Here is a 16001-nt window from a genome sequence, read left to right on the forward strand (position 1 = left end):
GCGGTTTCGCGGGCCATGCAGACCATTACTTCATCGGTTCATCGTAGGCGCGCTCGCCCGAAGTGGCACGGTGGCCTTTTTACAAATAGATGTCGATCAGCCCATCAGGCAAATTAACATCGATGGTTCTATTCGTCCGATCCGTAGACAGTATCCATTCATCGGCAAGTGGGAACAGCACTTCATTCCCTTTATACATCACGGCGGCCACATGCTGCTGTGGGTACTGGTGGATTTCAACAATCTCACCTAGGGGACCATAATTTTTATCTGTCACCGAATACCCCTTTAAGTCGGTAAGGCGAAAGTCGTCCGGGCCGCGCTGGGGTAGTTTGCTATCTGGCAGGTAAACCCGCTTGCGGACCAGTGGCTGGGCCTGATCGATATGATCTACGTCATCAAAGAAGAGATAAGCCGTACGATTGGGCAACACGTTGACAGCCCTTACGAAATAAGGCACCAATTTTCCATCAATTTGTAGAAATAGGATATCCAGGTCCAGGCTTTTATAATCGTCAAATTCAAAAAACAACTGCACCTCACCTTTGAGTCCGCGGGTTTTACTGATATAGCCGATATAAAAATGATTACTTACTTCCATTTGATACTAAATGGTTGGGTTCTGTAGACGTAAAGAAAGCAAAAACCGCTCTAAGCGGGTAGACCCCTCCTGAGCGGCTTTTCTGTGCTGGATGAATAAACCAACGGTTATTCTTCCGTTTTCTTTTCTTCTTCGGCACCAGCTTCTGAGGCCCCTGCATCAGCTACGGGAGCTTCCGTAGTTTCAGCTGCAGCAGTTTCCGCAGTTGCTTCCACCACTTCTTCACCCTCAGCCACCACTTCCTCTACAGGAGCTTCAGCCTCTGGAGTCTCTTCTGCCGGAGGGGTATTCTTTGCGGCTACGGTAGCCGCGACAGCCTCTTTGCGTTTCGCTTCCACAGCCAGTGCGGCTTTCTTCGCTTCTTCCTTGGTTTGTGCTACGTTTTGCGCTTTACCCTGGATTTTTGCTTCCTTAGCTTTCAGCCATTCGTCAAATTTGGCGTCGGCGGCAGCTTCATCAAAAGCACCCTTCTTTACGCCACCCAGCAAATGCTTCTTGTAAAGCACCCCTTTATAGGATAGGATAGCGCGGGTGGTATCCGTGGGTTGAGCACCTTTGGCCAACCAATCAAGTGCCCGATCGAAATTCAAATCGATGGTAGCAGGATTTGTGTTGGGGTTGTAAGAGCCGATACGCTCGATGAATTTGCCATCACGTGGTGAACGTGAATCGGCTACTACTAGATGGTAAAAAGGTTTCCCTTTCTTACCGTGTCTTTGCAATCTAATTTTAACTGCCATTCTTCTTTGCTAATTATGTATACAACATAGTTCCCGGAAGCCTTGTGCTGCGGGGCTGCAAAGATAATCAATTATTTGATAACCAAGCGCGCCAGGCCGTTTTATTTTTGGAGCTTATCGTTCATAGCCAAACCGTTTCAGGTAATTGTCTTTTTTCCGCCAGTCGGGGATCACCTTGACGAATAGCTCCAAAAACACCTTCTTTTGAAGAAACTCTTCGATATCCTGCCTTGCATAAGTACCCACTTTCTTTATCATGCTGCCCCCCTTGCCGATAAGGATATTCTTTTGCGACTCACGTTCGACAATGATTTCTCCACTGATCCGTGTGATATGCTCCTCTTCTTTAAATGCCGTGATGACCACCTCCGTGCTGTATGGGATTTCCTTTTCATACAGTTTAAACACTTTCTCGCGGATAATTTCCGAAACGAAAAACCGCTCGTTCTTATCAGTAAGGGTATCCTTATCGTAATAAGGTGGATGTTCTGGTAGATGGTCGAGGATAAATTGCATTACCGCTTGGATATTGTGGTCATGTAATGCGGATATTGCATAAACGGCGTTCGGCGCCACAGTCTCTTGCCAATAGGCTGCCTTGGCCTTGACCTCTTCCTCCGTAGATTTATCAATTTTATTAATCAGTACTGCTACAGGCGACTCGGTTGCTTTCAGTTTCTCGATGATATCACTTTCGTCGTGCCGTTCGTGTATATCGGCAACCAACAGGATGACATCCGCATCTATTAAAGACCCCTGCACCGCGTTCATCATGGAAGTTTGCAGGGTATACACCGGTTTTATCACGCCCGGTGTATCTGAGAAAACGATTTGATAATCAGGGTCGTTTACGACACCAATTATACGATGACGGGTCGTTTGGGCTTTTGGGGTAATAATCGATAGCTTCTCACCCACTAACGCATTCATTAAGGTTGACTTACCCGCATTGGGTTTTCCTACAATACTGACAAAACCTGCTTTATGCGCCATTTTTTTCAATCTAATTTGCTTTGCAAAGAAACAAATTATATCTTTGCAGTCCAATTCAGAAAAAGAATTGAAAAACTACAGTGCGGGGTGGAGCAGTTGGTAGCTCGTCGGGCTCATAACCCGAAGGTCATTGGTTCGAGTCCAATCCCCGCTACCAAAGTGGAAAAAGAGGCAAAATTCAGACCCAGTTCTGGTATGCCTCTTTTCTTTTTTGTTATAATTTGCTGAAAATAAGCAATATACAAAAACAACAAATTGATTCTCGGGGTTCGACTTTCATCTGTTTTCTTACTGTACCTAATGCCTTGAGGGAAGAGTAAAAACTGGATACGCTGCTTGGTGTTATAATCGGCAGAAACCCACTTTAAAGGCAATTCAAGGGCGAATTTGATAACGAATCCGATGCTATCATCAAGGTTCGACACCTGCCGGGACAGCGTCATCAGTTTTTTCTCTATTTCTTTCCTCTCATCGTTGTATCGTTGATGGTATTTGTGGTACAGTTCACCCCCTACTTCCTCTTCAATATATCTCTCCTCTAGTCTATTGATCTTGATTACGATTTCCCGGTGTTGTTGCTGCAGATGTTGGTAGTCATCTTGCTTACCGGCGGTCAACTGATTGAATACGGCCACGGTCTGCTGCTTTATCAGATCAATAACATCCGTTGCCATATCGATTTTAAACGTGTCCAGGATCCGTTCAAAAAGGCTATTGAGAACCTTTGCGCTTTTGTTGTTATTGCAGCCTTTTGTGCAGCATTTGTAATAGTGTAGATTCTTTTTCTGGACAATATAGCCACGGAGGGGCTTTCCGCAATGATCGCAAATCAGAAATCGCTTGAGCGGGATATTGGCGTTTTCCTCTTTGACGGTGTATCCTTGATGGTTTTCTTTCAGCAGGCCGTTCACCTTCAGGAATACTTCCCGAGATATCAGTCTTTCGTGATTACCTTCCACCACCTTGCCTTCCAACATGTTGTGTGCCATCAGGCCGCAATAAAACGGGTTCCGCAGGATATTGGACATATGTTGTTTGCCGACCTTAAACCCTTTTTCGGCAAGCTTTGCCCTAACGCTCTCCGTGGAGAGGTTATCATAGGCTTTCCATTCGAATGCCTGTCGGATGAGCCGACCCCTGGCATTGGCCACGATCTTGCGCTTACCGTGTTGCCGGATGATATCGTAACCGAGAGGTGGTTTGGTTGGCCAGTCTCCGCGAAGGAGCATCTCCCTGATACCTGCCATGCACTTCTGTCTACGCAGCTGGTTGTCGAACTCGCCGAACAAAAAAAGCATCTTCTGCTGCATCTGCCCGGATGCATTAGAAGTGTCGATGGGCTGCGTTACGGAGACAATTTCAATGCCTAGTTTCCTCAGCTCATTAGTGAGCCAGATAGAATTGTCATTGCGCGAGAAGCGCTCAAGGCTGTACACAAGGATGTAGGATATCTTCCCCCTATACTTCTTCACAAAGGAAATCATGGCCGTGAACTGCTTCCGCTCGTCCGTCTCGGCACTTTCATAAGTACCCCCAAAAGTGGCGGCAACTTCGTATCCCATCTTTTCGGCGTACAGGGTACAGGCTTTCAACTGTGTGGCCAGGCTGAGATTATCGGCTTGCTGTTGGCTGCTCACCCGTGTGTAGATAACACAGTCCTTACTGTTCTTTAGCGCCTTGGCCTCTATTTTGCCTTTGGCGAAGGTGTCAAAAAATAGCATATCTGACATAAGCGATCAAATTAAAGGTTCGTGTTAGACAATGCTCTAATATACTAAAAATCAGCTGATTTATCCTGTTTTTGCTTCTGTTTTTTTATAATAATCGAGTGCAATTTCCACAAAAATGCGGATAGTCCGGATGATTTCCTGCGCCTGTTCATCGGTAACATTTTCAAACATGGGGAAGGACTTTACTTCTTCCACCGTAAGATCGTGTTTCCTTGTTATATCTTCTTTGTTTATGTATTTCATGGTAAGGTGTCTTTGAATAAAGAGCGGCGGATCTATCGCTCCTATCTAAATTAAAAAATCACAATAATTTGATATACAGCATATTATTAGCTATATTTGTCTGTATAAGGAGGTCTTGCTATGAAGACATTTGTTTACCTGTGCATCACAAGCATTATCGGCTCCGGGGCATTCCTTGCCGCGTTGTCCATGTCTAATCCGTGGCCGGCATATGCCGTGGGCTTTGGGGTGTGGGGATTGTTCTTTTTTGGAGTGGTTAAACGTTCGCAAGAGGCTGCAAAGCGTCGCAAACGGGAAAGGTTGCTCGATGAGTGGCTAGGTTCGCAGTCGCGTGGCGGTAGGAATTACTGAGACGGTAACAGCTTACCGTTTCCCACCACCGCCGTTGGATTTCCGAAAGCTCCGTGCGATTTCCGAATGGTGTATTTTTCTTTTGCCGGTAGATGCAAAGGATTGAATCGTCAGCGGCTATGCCTTATGGACAATGGCCTGTCGATAGACAGGATTTCGATTTGAGAGGCAGTGAAAACAACGTACTCCGGTACATTCTTACCGAAGTCGGAAATAATACCATCATACCCCGCTCCGACCATCATCCTGTGGGCATCTTCGTTATTCAGGGCGTCGTGCATCTCGCCGAGTTCCCCCAAACTTATTTCATCATACAAAGCCTGTAGCGCTGTGGGATTGTCCAGCTTTTCACCCGTTCCGATTTCCCAGATCAGGGACGCCTGGCTTTCCTCGTTGAAAATGGAATGAATGCGCAGATCGAGAGGGTTTCTAATGTCCAAGTGTGCCGTGACGATGGTGTCGCCGAACATCAGGACGTTTTCTTTTTTGCTGGAAAAGAAAAAACCGTGTACCGTATTGTCCCAAGCGGTATTACTGCCGCGGTAGTGATCCTCGAACTGGTCGAAGAAAGCGTGCGTACCATGGTAGAACAGCATATTCGGATCGACTTCCATCTTTTTATACTCATACATCTATTCGGGATTTAGCGGTTCTTCAAAGGCGGTCAGTTGCTCACCGATTGGGTAATTAGCCACGAGCATTTCAGTCTTGGTCTTTTGGTCGCCGCCTTTGGCATTGACGGATACCTTCTGCCTGACCGACCATTTCTGCCAACCATGTTGTTTAGTATACCGCTCAAGTGGCGGCGAGGGATAGGATGAGAGCAGGAACTTACCTTTTATCTTGCTGAGCAGGTATAGCAATTCCTCATAATCCCGCTCGCTGTACCCGTCGTAATGCCCGAGGTCAGAGTTGTAGTAAGGAGGGTCACAGTAGAAGAAACTCTCCGGGGTATCCCTGCTGGCGATGACATACAGCGCATCGGCACATTCGAGCTGACACCTTTCCAGCCGGGTTGCAAATACCTTAGTAAATCCATCCCTTTTGGCATTGACTTTCCTGGTGGTTGTGTTGGAAGTCACATCAAATCCCCAACTACCGTTGAGCTTACTGCTGAACGATTGCGAGCTGAGTACCCATACAGCCCAGGCCCGTTTTACGTCCGAAAACATATCGGGATTGTTGTAAACGACCCATGCCTTCCGGTGCAGGTCACGACTGTGGAGGCTGTTTCGTATTTCGGCTTCCAGTCGGGCAAAGCCCTCCTTGACTACCCGGTAGAAGTTGATCAGCTCGCCGTTGGTGTCGTTGATGACCTCAACCTTAGAGGGGCGCTTGGCAAAGAAGATGGCGGCACCGCCGATAAACGGTTCGCAGTAGAGCGTGTGTCGCGGTATGAGCGAGACGATGCGGGCGGCAAGCTTCTGTTTTCCGCCGTAATAGCTGATGGGAGTCTTTAGCCTGATCATGTTCATATCAATTGTCGTAAAGAGTCAGAGAATCTCGTTGATGGTAAAGTCCATGGGTCTGCCTTCCACCAGCAGCGTTACGCGGCTCTTGAGGGCAGGCTTATCCATGCCCTGAACGGGGAAGCGCTTGCCATTGAGGTGGTAATGCGGCGAAGACGGTTCAAGGTTGAGTGTGGCGTAGCCAGATGCCCTGATCCGGTCTACGCGCTGAAATAGTTTGTTCATGCTGAATGGTTTGATAAAAATGATAGATCCCATCCTGGGATAGTCTTGTGCGGTGGTTAAAAGCGTGGTCTTAAAGCGCACGGGCGGTATTTGCCGATGGCTGGGGGTGCGCTTTATGTCCACGCGTGCGATGCCCAGGAGGTTTGCGGCCGTCCCGCCGCTGGAACGCACCCGGCGATAGCGTGGTGCGCAGCGGTCTAGGGACGGCCGCAGTCCTTCGGGCAATGGCTACCTCCCCCGCTTCCGGCCAGTCTCCTGCTCCGGTTCCTGCTGCCATGGTAGCGGTTCGGTTTTTTTGCCGTTTTTACGTTCAACCGATTCCGATGGTGTCTCCCGCTCCTCCTTTTTAGCAGTCGTCTTTTCCGGGAATATCGTTTCGTCCCGTATTTCGGTCATGTCTTTGTCGTAAATGTCGATGGTCTTCATCTGCGGGTTGGCGGCAATGGAGACGGGTATGTTTTTCCGGCCAATGGCCAATGTGGTGTGAACATAGTTGCCATTTCGCAGCGCAATCATGGCTTCTTGCATCTTTTCGGGAGTATCGAGCCCCTTGATTGGGTATTTACCGAGCGCTTCGCTTAGTTCATAACCGTATTCCGGGCGGAACGTGCGCAGTGGGTGATTGCCGTAGGCGTCGGTAATATCAAGATTGAGTCTGAACCACATGGGTATCTTTTCAGGTTGCGCCCCTTGTTGCTGGCCTTCACTTTTATTGCGGAGGAAAACCTCTTTCTCCAGTGAAAATCCAGAAAGCAGCTTGAACGCTTGGTAGGCCGTAATGCGATGATCCCGCGCTAGATCGAAAGTCTGCTCGCGAACGACGGGGTCATCGTTTTTCCGTAGCGTGACCCGGTAATCGTTAAGAAAATACATGTCGCTTTCTTTGGAGCGGTTAAAATTGATCCGAAAGTCGAGAACTTCCGTTCTCGCATCGCCGAAATCCCTGCTTTCAGCAGGCCTCATCCGGGTGTTCACACCCAAGCTGAACTTGGGCATTTCACGCCGGATAGCGGTTTCCAGTACGTCGTGGAGCTTAGTGCCAAAGCCCAGCCCTTCGAGGGTCTTCTTGAGGTATTCCAAATTGTTCTCGTTCATGTTGTATTGGATTAAAAAGGGGTTTGAAAAATCAGTGGTAATTAGAACAGGGTCGTCTGTCCTCGTGGCGGCGGCTTGTACCCGTTCTCGATAGCGAGGTTCTCGCCGATGGTAGTCACCAGTTCCTCGATGGAGGTGTAATCGGTTCCGTCAAGCATCTGGGTATGGAAGAAATGGGATCGGTATCCCGTTTCGCTGATGATGGGCGATTCAGCCCGGTATTCGATGTGGCTGAATAGCGGGTCTTTCTGGTCTTCCTCCTTTTTACCGGGCCAATAGAACCGGTAATTGGCTTGGACGGAAAAGCCGAACACCTTGATCTCAAGGCTGGCATTCTGCTTGAATTGTTCGGGAATCATAATGTTAAGTTTGGTGGCAGGGGTCATTCAAGTGATGGACGACCATCGTGGTAAAAGACACGAAGCCCCGCGTCTTAAGGGTGCGGTAGGTGGATCGCATGCCGGTGAGTATACGGAAGCGGTGCAAGGAAAACCGGGGCACGGGAACACGGAAGGTGTTACCACAATAGGCGAATGCGACCATATCATCGTCCAATATAAATGAGGCATCGCGGCCCATTTGCCAAAGCGCGACCTTGCAGTCGAGCACCCTGCCGCAAAGGTCGTCGTCGAATACGCCGACCATCCTAGCATTGGTATACCTATGTTTGAGTTCCAGCAGCTGGCCTGCCGTGGAATGTAAACCAATTACGGTAAACACATTGCTACCGGGTCTTGCGAGCAGATGGGGATGGAAGTGACAAAAGCACAAAGCATCGATAGCAGTATGGAACAGGAAGTGCTGCCGTGCCATACGCGGTTCTACTACCCCTACCGTACCCGTCACAATAGGTAATGCACCGGCGGTGTCATCCAGCCAAGGCGCAAAGTAATCCTGCACCCGCCTATCGACATGCTGTAACAACAGCATCATTGTTTATCGGGAGCGGCTTTTGCCGTTTACCCTCTGCTGCTGTTCCTGCTCCATTTCCCACTGGGGGACGGGTGCCCGCGACGGAGTCTGCTTTGCACGTTGCCATTGCTGCATATCTTGCATTGCCCTTTGGTAACCTTCCGTATAGGGGTCTTTTTGCGCGGCTTTGTTACCGAAGAGATTGCGTAGGCTGCGGAGCAGAAGGTAGGAAATACCGCCATCGAGTATAAGCGAATACATGAGTGCCTCCCTGTTGGAAGTTACCCCGCTTCGGCTGCTTGCACGGCGTTGCAGGTGTGTCCCGTCCGAAAGCTGGACGATATCTCCGTTCCGGTATTGCTCTTTCTGGAGTTCGGACAGCTTCTCTCCATTGATTTTTGCCGGGACTTTTACGCTTGCGGGGTCTGAGGATATGAATTCCCTGGTCTCGGGATCGTACTCGATAACCCATGATTTCTTCTTTCCGTCGCCCGTATGATAGGTTTTCAGTACGTGGGTGAGTGTGCCCTGTTCGAGCTGTTCCGCCTCGACATCCAGCAGCAGCGGATGTTTCTTTATATCACGGTAGATGGGATGCAGCTGTACGGTTACGTGACCTTCGGGAGTGCGCTGGAGCGATAGTTTGGCGTCCATTTTTCTGATGTGGATGCCGTCACTGCTCAGATCTTGTAGCGTGATGAGGTCTGTCCTGTGCCCTGCGAGCAGAGCGGTGAGGTCTTCGTCTGAAAGAAGGGGCTTGCCGTTCCTGACAAGACCAAGTTTACCCAGATCACCTATCGGCAGATCATTTTCCTGAAATTGATTTTCCATAATTAAATCGTGTTTAATATTCGTTTTTGGAGTGTTCGATAAGTTTTTGCAAAAACTTCCAAGGGTTAATGTAAGTTCCGTTCCTTTGGACGCCGAGGTGTAGGTGTTCACCGGTGGCTCGTCCCGTCCTGCCGGTGATGCCGATGGGATACCCCGCTGTGACGGGCTGGCCGCGTTTAACATTTATACGTGAAAGATGACCGTAGGTACTCTGCACGGCACCATGATCAATGCGAACGTAGTTGCCGAGGTGCCTATGATAACCGGTGGCCGTGACCGTACCATCCAAGATGCTCCGCACGGTCTGCGCCTGGGCGGCGAGGTCGATGCCCTTATGGAAACTAACCTTTCCTGTAATTGGATGCTTGCGCCAACCAAAGCGTGAGGTAATCCTGTACTTAGCCAACGGCATATGTACCGCGGGTACCGATGGTTCAGACGCGCGAACAGCGGGCTCCGGTCCCGGGACGTTGGTTTGGATTTCCGGTTTGCGCACCGGGTATTCCATGGGATGGCGTGCAACGTGCTTGATGCAGGCTGCCTGTGCTCCCGCTGCATGAGGTAGCAACTGGCCAAGAAATGGGAGCATCCAGTAAATGGCCAGCTTACGCACCGTCACCGTCCCGTTCCTTTCTGCCAATGCGATTCCCTATCCTGCGGAAGAGTCAGTTCCAATCTGCTGGACAAGGGTATCGTGGCGGAACGGAGAATTTGGTCGTTGATGAGCGCCATGCCAAGGGCCTCGTGCTGCTGGCGCGGCGTTCCGTTCTCGAGGATCATGCTGATGCTTAGCAAAATCTTGAAGTCCTGTGCGTCCATGTCCCGGAGGGCATCCATCATGTCCCGGAAAAGTTCGCTGTGCGGTTTGAGCACGAGTAAGGTATCAGTGGTGTAGAGCGACCTGTGTTTGTCCGCAAAGCTGACCTCGATTACCTCATTGTCATAACTTACGTGAGAAACCGTGCCCAATTGCCCTTGCCTGTCCGCAGGGTCTGTGATCAGCTCGGGGTGTACCAGCACAGGTCTGCCTATTAAATCTTCCATAGTACTGTGTGTTTAATGGTGAATGGATTACTTTTTGAAACCCGGCCGCATGGAGCCTTTGCCCTTCGGTAGGGGCCGTGGTGGTGCCGGTGGTTTGAATGTTCTTACGATACCCTGCACTTCGGCATTGATGCGATGGAAATTCTGGAGCAATATCTCCTCTTTCCTATCGCCGAAGTCGTAGAATACGGGTAACTCGGGATAGGCTTCTTCCTCTTTGCGGATCGCTTTGAGGTCGAGGTCAATGCGGCAATTGACAGCAGATGTCTCAAATTTGCCCGTGTACTTGTCGACGGCATCGGACGCAAGGATGCCAACCATCTCTCCGGCTTTCAGCGAAGCAATCTTACCTGCTGGGATAAGCGGTTCGAGCCGTTCGTTGATCGACAGCGAGGTTTTTGTCCGGTCGATGGATAGACTTTCGCCCATCTGCTTTACTTTTCCAAAAAGACGTTCCATCCATTCGAGTCCGTCCTTATCACGGATGGATCCGCTGAGGATGTTTCCTACGATAGAGGTAATCGTGTCCGCGGTTTCCTTACCGTATTGTTGCCTGAACATGGTCAGCCCCTGTACCCCCAAAATGGCCGAAACGCGATTACTTCTGGCCTGTGAAATGATATCCTGGACTTTATATAGGTATAAAGTTGGAGCCTCATCCACCACCAAACCGACCGGAATGTTGCCCCTTGTATTGATCAGTTTGGTAATCCGGTTGATGACCACCGAATAGGATGCGGAATTCGTACTCTGTGTATTCGGGTTGCTTGCCAGTACAAGAATGGACGGGGCTTCGGGATTGCTGATCTTGAGGTCAAAATCATCGCCCGAAAACACCCAGAAGGTTTCCTTGGTGGCCAAGCGGCTGATGAATATCTTGAGCGTACCGACCTGCCCTTCCAACTGGTCAAAGGCGCGGGCCTTATAGGCGGTCATGAATGGCGAGAGCAGGGATTCGAGTTCCTTGTTGGAAAACAGGGTGCTGAATATTTCCTCATACGATCGGTTGAGGAAGGCCAGCACGTGCGGGAAGCTGGAATACCGCCCGCCCTCGTATTTGCTGAAAAAGTAGATACAGGCAGCCAGAAAGTTAACGGCCGATTGGGTGAAAAATTGGTCGCTCCCCGTCGCCTTGTCGCCTTTCTTCATCGCTTCCACCAATGCCTCGGCAGTTTCAGAGGCTTCGGCCAGAGTCTGCAGATAATCACTTCGCCAGGGATTGACACGCCTGCTCTTTTCCGGCTCGTTCAGGTTAATCACATGAAACCCGAAATCTTTCAGTTTGCCCTGTTGTTTACCGAGCAGGTAATGGTAGTAGGTAACCTGCCACAGGTCGGGGAACTTAAAATCGAATACACAGAGTGTCCACTCAAGTGCCACAAGTTGGCGGATAATCGGCATAAAGACCGAGAAGCTCTTGCCCGACCCCGGGGTACCGATTACGAGGCACCCGCGAAATAAATTCTCCAACACGATAAATCCCTTGCGCACTTTCTTCCGGTAGTAGAATAGCATCGGAATGTTCACCGCGTAGGGTGTTATCTTCGGTTTGGTGGGCTGCATGAAGGATTCCTCTTCGACATTCCACCTGTCCTTACCGAGCCGCGAGCCGATAATCTTGGACACGTTATCCATCGCGATGTGCAGGAGCAGCGTCCCGATGACCGTGCATCCGATATAGCCCAGATCGAACCAACTGGTATAGGGCAGCGGCCAGACTCCGGATGGCCTGCCGTAAAACCAGAGACTGGCTGCCAGCAATAGCAGCCCTGCGGTTAAAGGATACGCAATAGCATTCTTGGGGTTGAGATCTTTCTCCTTTCTGCTGAGCGTACCGACAGAGACGAGACAAATCAGAATGAACGTGAACAATTTGCTGTGGATCGGGTAATGGTAAATGGCAATGCCTGCCATGCGTACAAGGAAGTGCGATAATCCGTACCGTTCGCTAGCTGGACTGGCCACTACCTTTTCGGCGTAGATAAACATCAGGATGTCGAGGGCTACGGATAGGTATATGGCGAATTGCAGGAAGCGATGCATCGCCTGCTGTTCTTTGGATTCCTCCATATGTAATTGGATTTTATAGCCTGGAAGGAGCCCTGCGGGGTTCTTCCATAATGATTTGCTTTTCTATGGCTTAGGGGCGCTACAAAAAATTCATGCTAACCCACCCAATACGGGTGGGATGCACAAATTTTTCGGATTATCGAATTAAATGCCCCTTCCCGGCGGCTGTTGCTGGTTAGGTCTTCCTATCTGAAACTCGATCCAATCCTCGACGCTGAATACTACCGCTCCGGAAATCTTATCATGGGTCACGGCCCAATCAAGGGCTTCCTGCTGGACTTCCGGTATCCCGGTTGCATCCAGCTGGTACATTTCCATAATATCCACTACGTCCGAGGCATTCATATTCAAGATATCTACATCACTCCGTAGCTTATCTATTGCCATGTCTACGGGAACCAGCATCAGCAAGGCATTGGTATCGTAAAGGCCGATCGCGTGGTTTTTGAACTTAACGTAAACTGAATTATCCTCGTAAATAACGTGACTAATCGTTCCCAAGTGTCCTTGCATGTTCACCGGATCGGTGGTCAATTCGGGATGCACCATGACCGATGTGCCAACTAGTTTTTCCATCATAAATTCGTTAGGGGTGAATAAAAGGGTTGATTAAAACGTATCAGCATCAAGGATGTCCCGGTACTTGATCCTCAGCGTAATCGTCCTCCCGGATATCTGCTTTTCGGAAAGCTCGACGTTCAGCACCTTACTCGCTGGGAAGGTGGCTTTCTTCAGGACGTAGATATTCCGATACGTCCGTTTGAAGGAACTGTGCGGATAGAGTTGCCAAATCGGCTCTATCTCGATGGACTGCACGTTGGTGGCCTTGGTTATCTTTTTGTCCTCAATCTTGAAACGGAGCTCATCAATGTCGTAGGCAAGGTTAGTAGCATTGTGGTAGGTGATGTCCAGCAACACGAGGTCGCCCACGGTATAGACATTATTCAGGTCGGCATGGATACCGTAAGTGCTGGCCTGGCGGATCGGCTTGGCATTATGCCGGGAAAGCAATCTTACCGCATGGCTGCGTAATTCCGGCGTGGTCAGCTCGACCGGGATATGGAGCGGACGGGTATGGCGGGGCAGGATGTCGAAACTAGCGGCGATAGCGGATGCGGGTGCACCCCCGGCATAGTGCAGCCTGTACTGCGCGATGAAACTCTCGCCGATGACGGTGACTACGCCAAGCCCCCCAGAACCTCCGTACAAGCTTTTCGCGGAGTCGGATACCCATTTGAGGCGCAGGACGTTGAGTTCGGGTAGATCACCAACCACGTCGTGGGTGGAGATGTCTACGTAGCGGATGGGTTCCGGCGAGATGATGTGCAGTGAACTACTGCCGTCCATGATGATATCGGGCAGTTCGTCCCGATAGGTTCCGGCCTTTTCCTGGGCGTCGAGGTTTAGCCCTGCCAACAACAGGGATAGGATAACGAGTAATATTTTCATTTTCGGATCTTTTAATAATTCTTCTGGTTGTTGCGCAGCTGGTCGGGGTCAATGAGGTAGACCAGCGTGTTATATTTAATCTTCGCCTTATTCTGCCGGATTACCTTGTTAACGGCACTAGTGGTGGATTGAAACATTTTCTGCACCATACTCATCACCAGCTGGCTGTTGTTCGCCGCGGCCTGCTGAAGGGTAATGCCCTGACTTGTATTACTTCCCAAGTCGCGCGTGAACTCACGAAATGCCGATGCCGGAACGTAAAGTCCGGGCAGGCCGTCGTGGTCGTAGACCTCGAGCCGTACCGGTAGGATATGCTGGTCGTTCATGATGGAGGTGACCGTCAGATTAACCCGTTGCCCAGTGAACCCGGATATCTCTGCATAGATGTAAGTTCCTTTTTTTATCAGGAAATGGCCCGCCATCATGTCTTCGAGCAGACGAATGCGAAGGCGTGATCCGGCATAGCCCTTGATGTCCTGGTCGACCATGGCGGTAATGAAGGTTTCTTCGCGATCCGGAGTGACCGTATTGAAGACGGCGGCAGTGCCGGATGCCTTGCTGACGGTAAGCCGCGCTTGCTTTTGCTCCTGACGCTGCTTTTCGAGGAGTTCGGCTTGTCGGAGCTGTTCCTGCTCGGCACGGTATTCTGGGTCACTGGCCTTGGCCATGCTATCCAGCAATTCCATTTGCTGGCGGAAGAGCTCCATCGGATCGGCCTGTGCAGGCTGCGGCGCAGTGGTTTGCGTGGTCTGTCCGTGCATTTCTGCGAGTGCTTCCTGCAATGCCCTGTCGTGGGGGTCGAATGTATCACCGCGACGTATCGGATCGACAGCATCCGGGAAGTCACTGCCAGATGTGTCGCTATACCTCCCTTTCATGGCACGGTCGATAGAGTCGAGCATCTGCCGCTCGCGTTCGTTGTACAGGGTATTGGGCGTTTCGGTGACCGCCTGTTCCTCCTGAATGTGACCGATCGCGGTATAGCCATCGGCCTGCCGGTACCGGTCGCGGTAGGCTTCCAATTTATCTGAGAGCGCACGATTACGCACTTGGTCGGAGACCTCAGCGAGATCGGTCTGCAGGGAATCCCCGCCCGCCTTGGGTGGTTGTTCTTTGCCGAAGCTGCTCTTGTATGCATAGAAGAATATGCATAGGAATGGCAGCAGAATGAGCGGTATAATGTACCGCGGCTTTCTGAAATCGATGATCATGGTGCTGTGTCATTATTTTTATGGTTCATAATGGATTGCTGTATCTGCTCAAATCGCCGGAGGGCTTCGGTGAGCCGGATGCTATCGGTGGCATCGAGTGTATCCTTTTCGATGATATGAGCGATGGTATCTTGCAATGCAGTCACTTCGTTGAGGGCGGCATAGGTATCGATGATGCCCGTGATAGCCCCGCCTGCACCGCTCGCCGGTGGTTTGGGAAAAGCGGGCAGAGCGTGGGGTTCATCCGTTCGCATGACGGTAAAGGCCAGAATGCCCGACGCGAGCATGCAGGCAAGCATCCCGGCAAAGAAATAAAGGGGATGTCGTTTCACCAGCTCGCGGCAGAAGCCGCTCACCTGTCGGAGATGGCGACGGATGCCGTCCATCCCTAGGATGTCGGTTGCGGGGTCAGAAGGTGTTTTTCTGTTCATGTTGGATGTCTTTGTTTTCGAGTGTCTTCCAGTGGGTGATCAGCACAGCATGTGGATTGTTGTCCGACCGTATCTCAAGGTCACTGAGGTATCCCTCGGTGATGAGCGAGCGGGTGATGGTGGAGCTACGCCGGTCGATTTTCTGCGTGCCGTAATAGCGGAAGTAGCGCTTCGGCATATCAATGTGTATGCTGTCGGTGCGGATGGTCAGCACGGCGCTTGAGGACAGGATGGAGTTGAAAAATCCTTTTTCCTTGAGATTGTTGTATTGCAGTGCCCCGCTCTCATCGATGAGGTACATGGCCTGCTTCATCTGGTACTCTATAAACTTGTCGTCAGGGGTTAGCGAGAAGAACAAGTTATGGAAGCGCCCAACGTGTGAGCGGTACTCGGCCTCCCGGTTCATCTGCACGTCCGTTCGCCTGGCGGACATGGGCACGTTTGCCGCATCCATAATGTAGATGCTCTTTCGTGCGTCCGCTACCTGCCGGTAGGCGAAAAAGGAGACGCCGAGTACCATTAGGACTGCTGCGATGAGGCAGCCCGCTGAGAGAAATGTAGCGAGCCGCACTTTAGATTCGATATTCTTGATGATCATATGTGCTG

Annotated in this window: 22 protein-coding genes and 1 tRNA gene; 2 read left to right on the top strand and 21 right to left on the bottom strand. The window is 50.5% G+C overall.

Annotation, left to right across the window (positions count from 1 at the left end; genetic code table 11):
- Window positions 1–79: 79 nt before the first annotated feature.
- The 3 genes from rimM to era all read right to left on the bottom strand — a co-directional run bounded on the left by rimM (window position 80) and on the right by era (window position 2334).
- Window positions 80–601, bottom strand: a complete 522-nt coding sequence (rimM, locus tag NGM62_RS05575; protein ID WP_262246479.1) for a ribosome maturation factor RimM — start codon at window positions 599–601, stop codon at window positions 80–82.
- A gap of 107 nt (window positions 602–708) precedes the next feature.
- On the bottom strand, window positions 709–1341 hold the full coding sequence (locus NGM62_RS05580; RefSeq protein WP_262246482.1) for a 30S ribosomal protein S16: 633 nt from the start codon (window positions 1339–1341) through the stop codon (window positions 709–711).
- A 114-nt stretch (window positions 1342–1455) separates the two neighbouring features.
- On the bottom strand, window positions 1456–2334 hold the full coding sequence (gene era / locus NGM62_RS05585; RefSeq protein ID WP_262246483.1) for a GTPase Era: 879 nt from the start codon (window positions 2332–2334) through the stop codon (window positions 1456–1458).
- Between the two features lie 81 nt (window positions 2335–2415).
- Here era and NGM62_RS05590 point away from each other — a divergent pair.
- Window positions 2416–2491: transfer RNA gene (locus NGM62_RS05590), tRNA-Met, on the top strand.
- Here NGM62_RS05590 and NGM62_RS22185 read toward each other — a convergent pair.
- Both NGM62_RS22185 and NGM62_RS05600 read right to left on the bottom strand, forming a co-directional pair.
- On the bottom strand, window positions 2448–4064 hold the full coding sequence (locus NGM62_RS22185) for a recombinase family protein (RefSeq protein ID WP_390936558.1): 1617 nt from the start codon (window positions 4062–4064) through the stop codon (window positions 2448–2450). The genes NGM62_RS05590 and NGM62_RS22185 overlap by 44 nt on opposite strands.
- A 60-nt stretch (window positions 4065–4124) precedes the next feature.
- Window positions 4125–4307 carry a hypothetical protein gene (locus NGM62_RS05600; protein ID WP_262246486.1) on the bottom strand — a complete coding sequence of 61 codons (183 nt, stop codon included), beginning with the start codon at window positions 4305–4307 and terminating at the stop codon, window positions 4125–4127.
- A gap of 120 nt (window positions 4308–4427) precedes the next feature.
- Between NGM62_RS05600 and NGM62_RS05605 the strand changes: the two genes are divergently transcribed.
- Window positions 4428–4658 (top strand): DUF4407 domain-containing protein, encoded by a 231-nt coding sequence (locus tag NGM62_RS05605; protein WP_262246487.1) that lies wholly within the window; start codon window positions 4428–4430, stop codon window positions 4656–4658.
- Window positions 4659–4768: 110 nt separating this feature from the next.
- On the opposite strand, the gene NGM62_RS05610 is transcribed toward NGM62_RS05605, so the two are convergent.
- The 16 genes from NGM62_RS05610 to traK all read right to left on the bottom strand — a co-directional run bounded on the left by NGM62_RS05610 (window position 4769) and on the right by traK (window position 15993).
- Window positions 4769–5290 (bottom strand): ADP-ribosyltransferase-containing protein, encoded by a 522-nt coding sequence (locus NGM62_RS05610; protein WP_262246489.1) that lies wholly within the window; start codon window positions 5288–5290, stop codon window positions 4769–4771.
- Entirely contained in the window at window positions 5291–6133 is an 843-nt protein-coding gene (locus NGM62_RS05615; protein ID WP_262246491.1) for a DNA adenine methylase, read from the bottom strand. It abuts the gene before it with no gap.
- Between the two features lie 18 nt (window positions 6134–6151).
- Entirely contained in the window at window positions 6152–6352 is a 201-nt protein-coding gene (locus NGM62_RS05620) for a hypothetical protein (protein ID WP_262246493.1), read from the bottom strand.
- 70 nt (window positions 6353–6422) lie between these two features.
- The gene (locus NGM62_RS05625; RefSeq protein ID WP_262246495.1) at window positions 6423–6629 is read right to left on the bottom strand and encodes a hypothetical protein; all 207 of its coding nucleotides are present in this window, start codon (window positions 6627–6629) and stop codon (window positions 6423–6425) included.
- Window positions 6581–7447, bottom strand: coding sequence for a hypothetical protein (locus NGM62_RS05630; protein ID WP_262246497.1), 867 nt, complete (start codon window positions 7445–7447; stop codon window positions 6581–6583). The genes NGM62_RS05625 and NGM62_RS05630 overlap by 49 nt, the downstream gene beginning before the upstream one ends.
- A gap of 41 nt (window positions 7448–7488) precedes the next feature.
- Entirely contained in the window at window positions 7489–7806 is a 318-nt protein-coding gene (locus NGM62_RS05635) for a hypothetical protein (RefSeq protein WP_262246499.1), read from the bottom strand.
- Between the two features lie 4 nt (window positions 7807–7810).
- The gene (locus NGM62_RS05640) at window positions 7811–8380 is read right to left on the bottom strand and encodes a hypothetical protein (RefSeq protein WP_262246500.1); all 570 of its coding nucleotides are present in this window, start codon (window positions 8378–8380) and stop codon (window positions 7811–7813) included.
- 3 nt (window positions 8381–8383) lie between these two features.
- The gene (locus NGM62_RS05645; protein ID WP_262246502.1) at window positions 8384–9190 is read right to left on the bottom strand and encodes a DUF3945 domain-containing protein; all 807 of its coding nucleotides are present in this window, start codon (window positions 9188–9190) and stop codon (window positions 8384–8386) included.
- A gap of 13 nt (window positions 9191–9203) precedes the next feature.
- A complete protein-coding gene (locus tag NGM62_RS05650) occupies window positions 9204–9830 on the bottom strand; it encodes a M23 family metallopeptidase (protein WP_262246503.1) in 627 nt (208 codons plus the stop codon).
- Complete coding sequence (locus tag NGM62_RS05655; RefSeq protein WP_262246505.1) at window positions 9806–10234, bottom strand: hypothetical protein; 429 nt, start codon at window positions 10232–10234, stop codon at window positions 9806–9808. The genes NGM62_RS05650 and NGM62_RS05655 overlap by 25 nt, the downstream gene beginning before the upstream one ends.
- A gap of 27 nt (window positions 10235–10261) precedes the next feature.
- A complete protein-coding gene (locus tag NGM62_RS05660) occupies window positions 10262–12304 on the bottom strand; it encodes a type IV secretory system conjugative DNA transfer family protein (RefSeq protein WP_262246506.1) in 2043 nt (680 codons plus the stop codon).
- Window positions 12305–12448: 144 nt separating this feature from the next.
- Window positions 12449–12883 carry a hypothetical protein gene (locus tag NGM62_RS05665; RefSeq protein WP_262246507.1) on the bottom strand — a complete coding sequence of 145 codons (435 nt, stop codon included), beginning with the start codon at window positions 12881–12883 and terminating at the stop codon, window positions 12449–12451.
- Window positions 12884–12913: 30 nt separating this feature from the next.
- Window positions 12914–13753: a conjugative transposon protein TraN gene (traN, locus tag NGM62_RS05670; RefSeq protein ID WP_262246508.1), complete on the bottom strand. Its 840-nt coding sequence runs from the start codon at window positions 13751–13753 to the stop codon at window positions 12914–12916.
- A gap of 11 nt (window positions 13754–13764) precedes the next feature.
- Window positions 13765–14964 carry a conjugative transposon protein TraM gene (locus NGM62_RS05675; RefSeq protein WP_262246509.1) on the bottom strand — a complete coding sequence of 400 codons (1200 nt, stop codon included), beginning with the start codon at window positions 14962–14964 and terminating at the stop codon, window positions 13765–13767.
- The gene (locus NGM62_RS05680; RefSeq protein ID WP_262246510.1) at window positions 14961–15395 is read right to left on the bottom strand and encodes a hypothetical protein; all 435 of its coding nucleotides are present in this window, start codon (window positions 15393–15395) and stop codon (window positions 14961–14963) included. The genes NGM62_RS05675 and NGM62_RS05680 overlap by 4 nt, the downstream gene beginning before the upstream one ends.
- Window positions 15373–15993, bottom strand: coding sequence for a conjugative transposon protein TraK (traK, locus tag NGM62_RS05685; protein ID WP_262246512.1), 621 nt, complete (start codon window positions 15991–15993; stop codon window positions 15373–15375). The genes NGM62_RS05680 and traK overlap by 23 nt, the downstream gene beginning before the upstream one ends.
- Window positions 15994–16001 lie beyond the last annotated feature (8 nt).

The sequence above is a fragment of the Parapedobacter soli genome, assembly GCF_025460835.1.
Classification (GTDB): domain Bacteria; phylum Bacteroidota; class Bacteroidia; order Sphingobacteriales; family Sphingobacteriaceae; genus Parapedobacter; species Parapedobacter soli.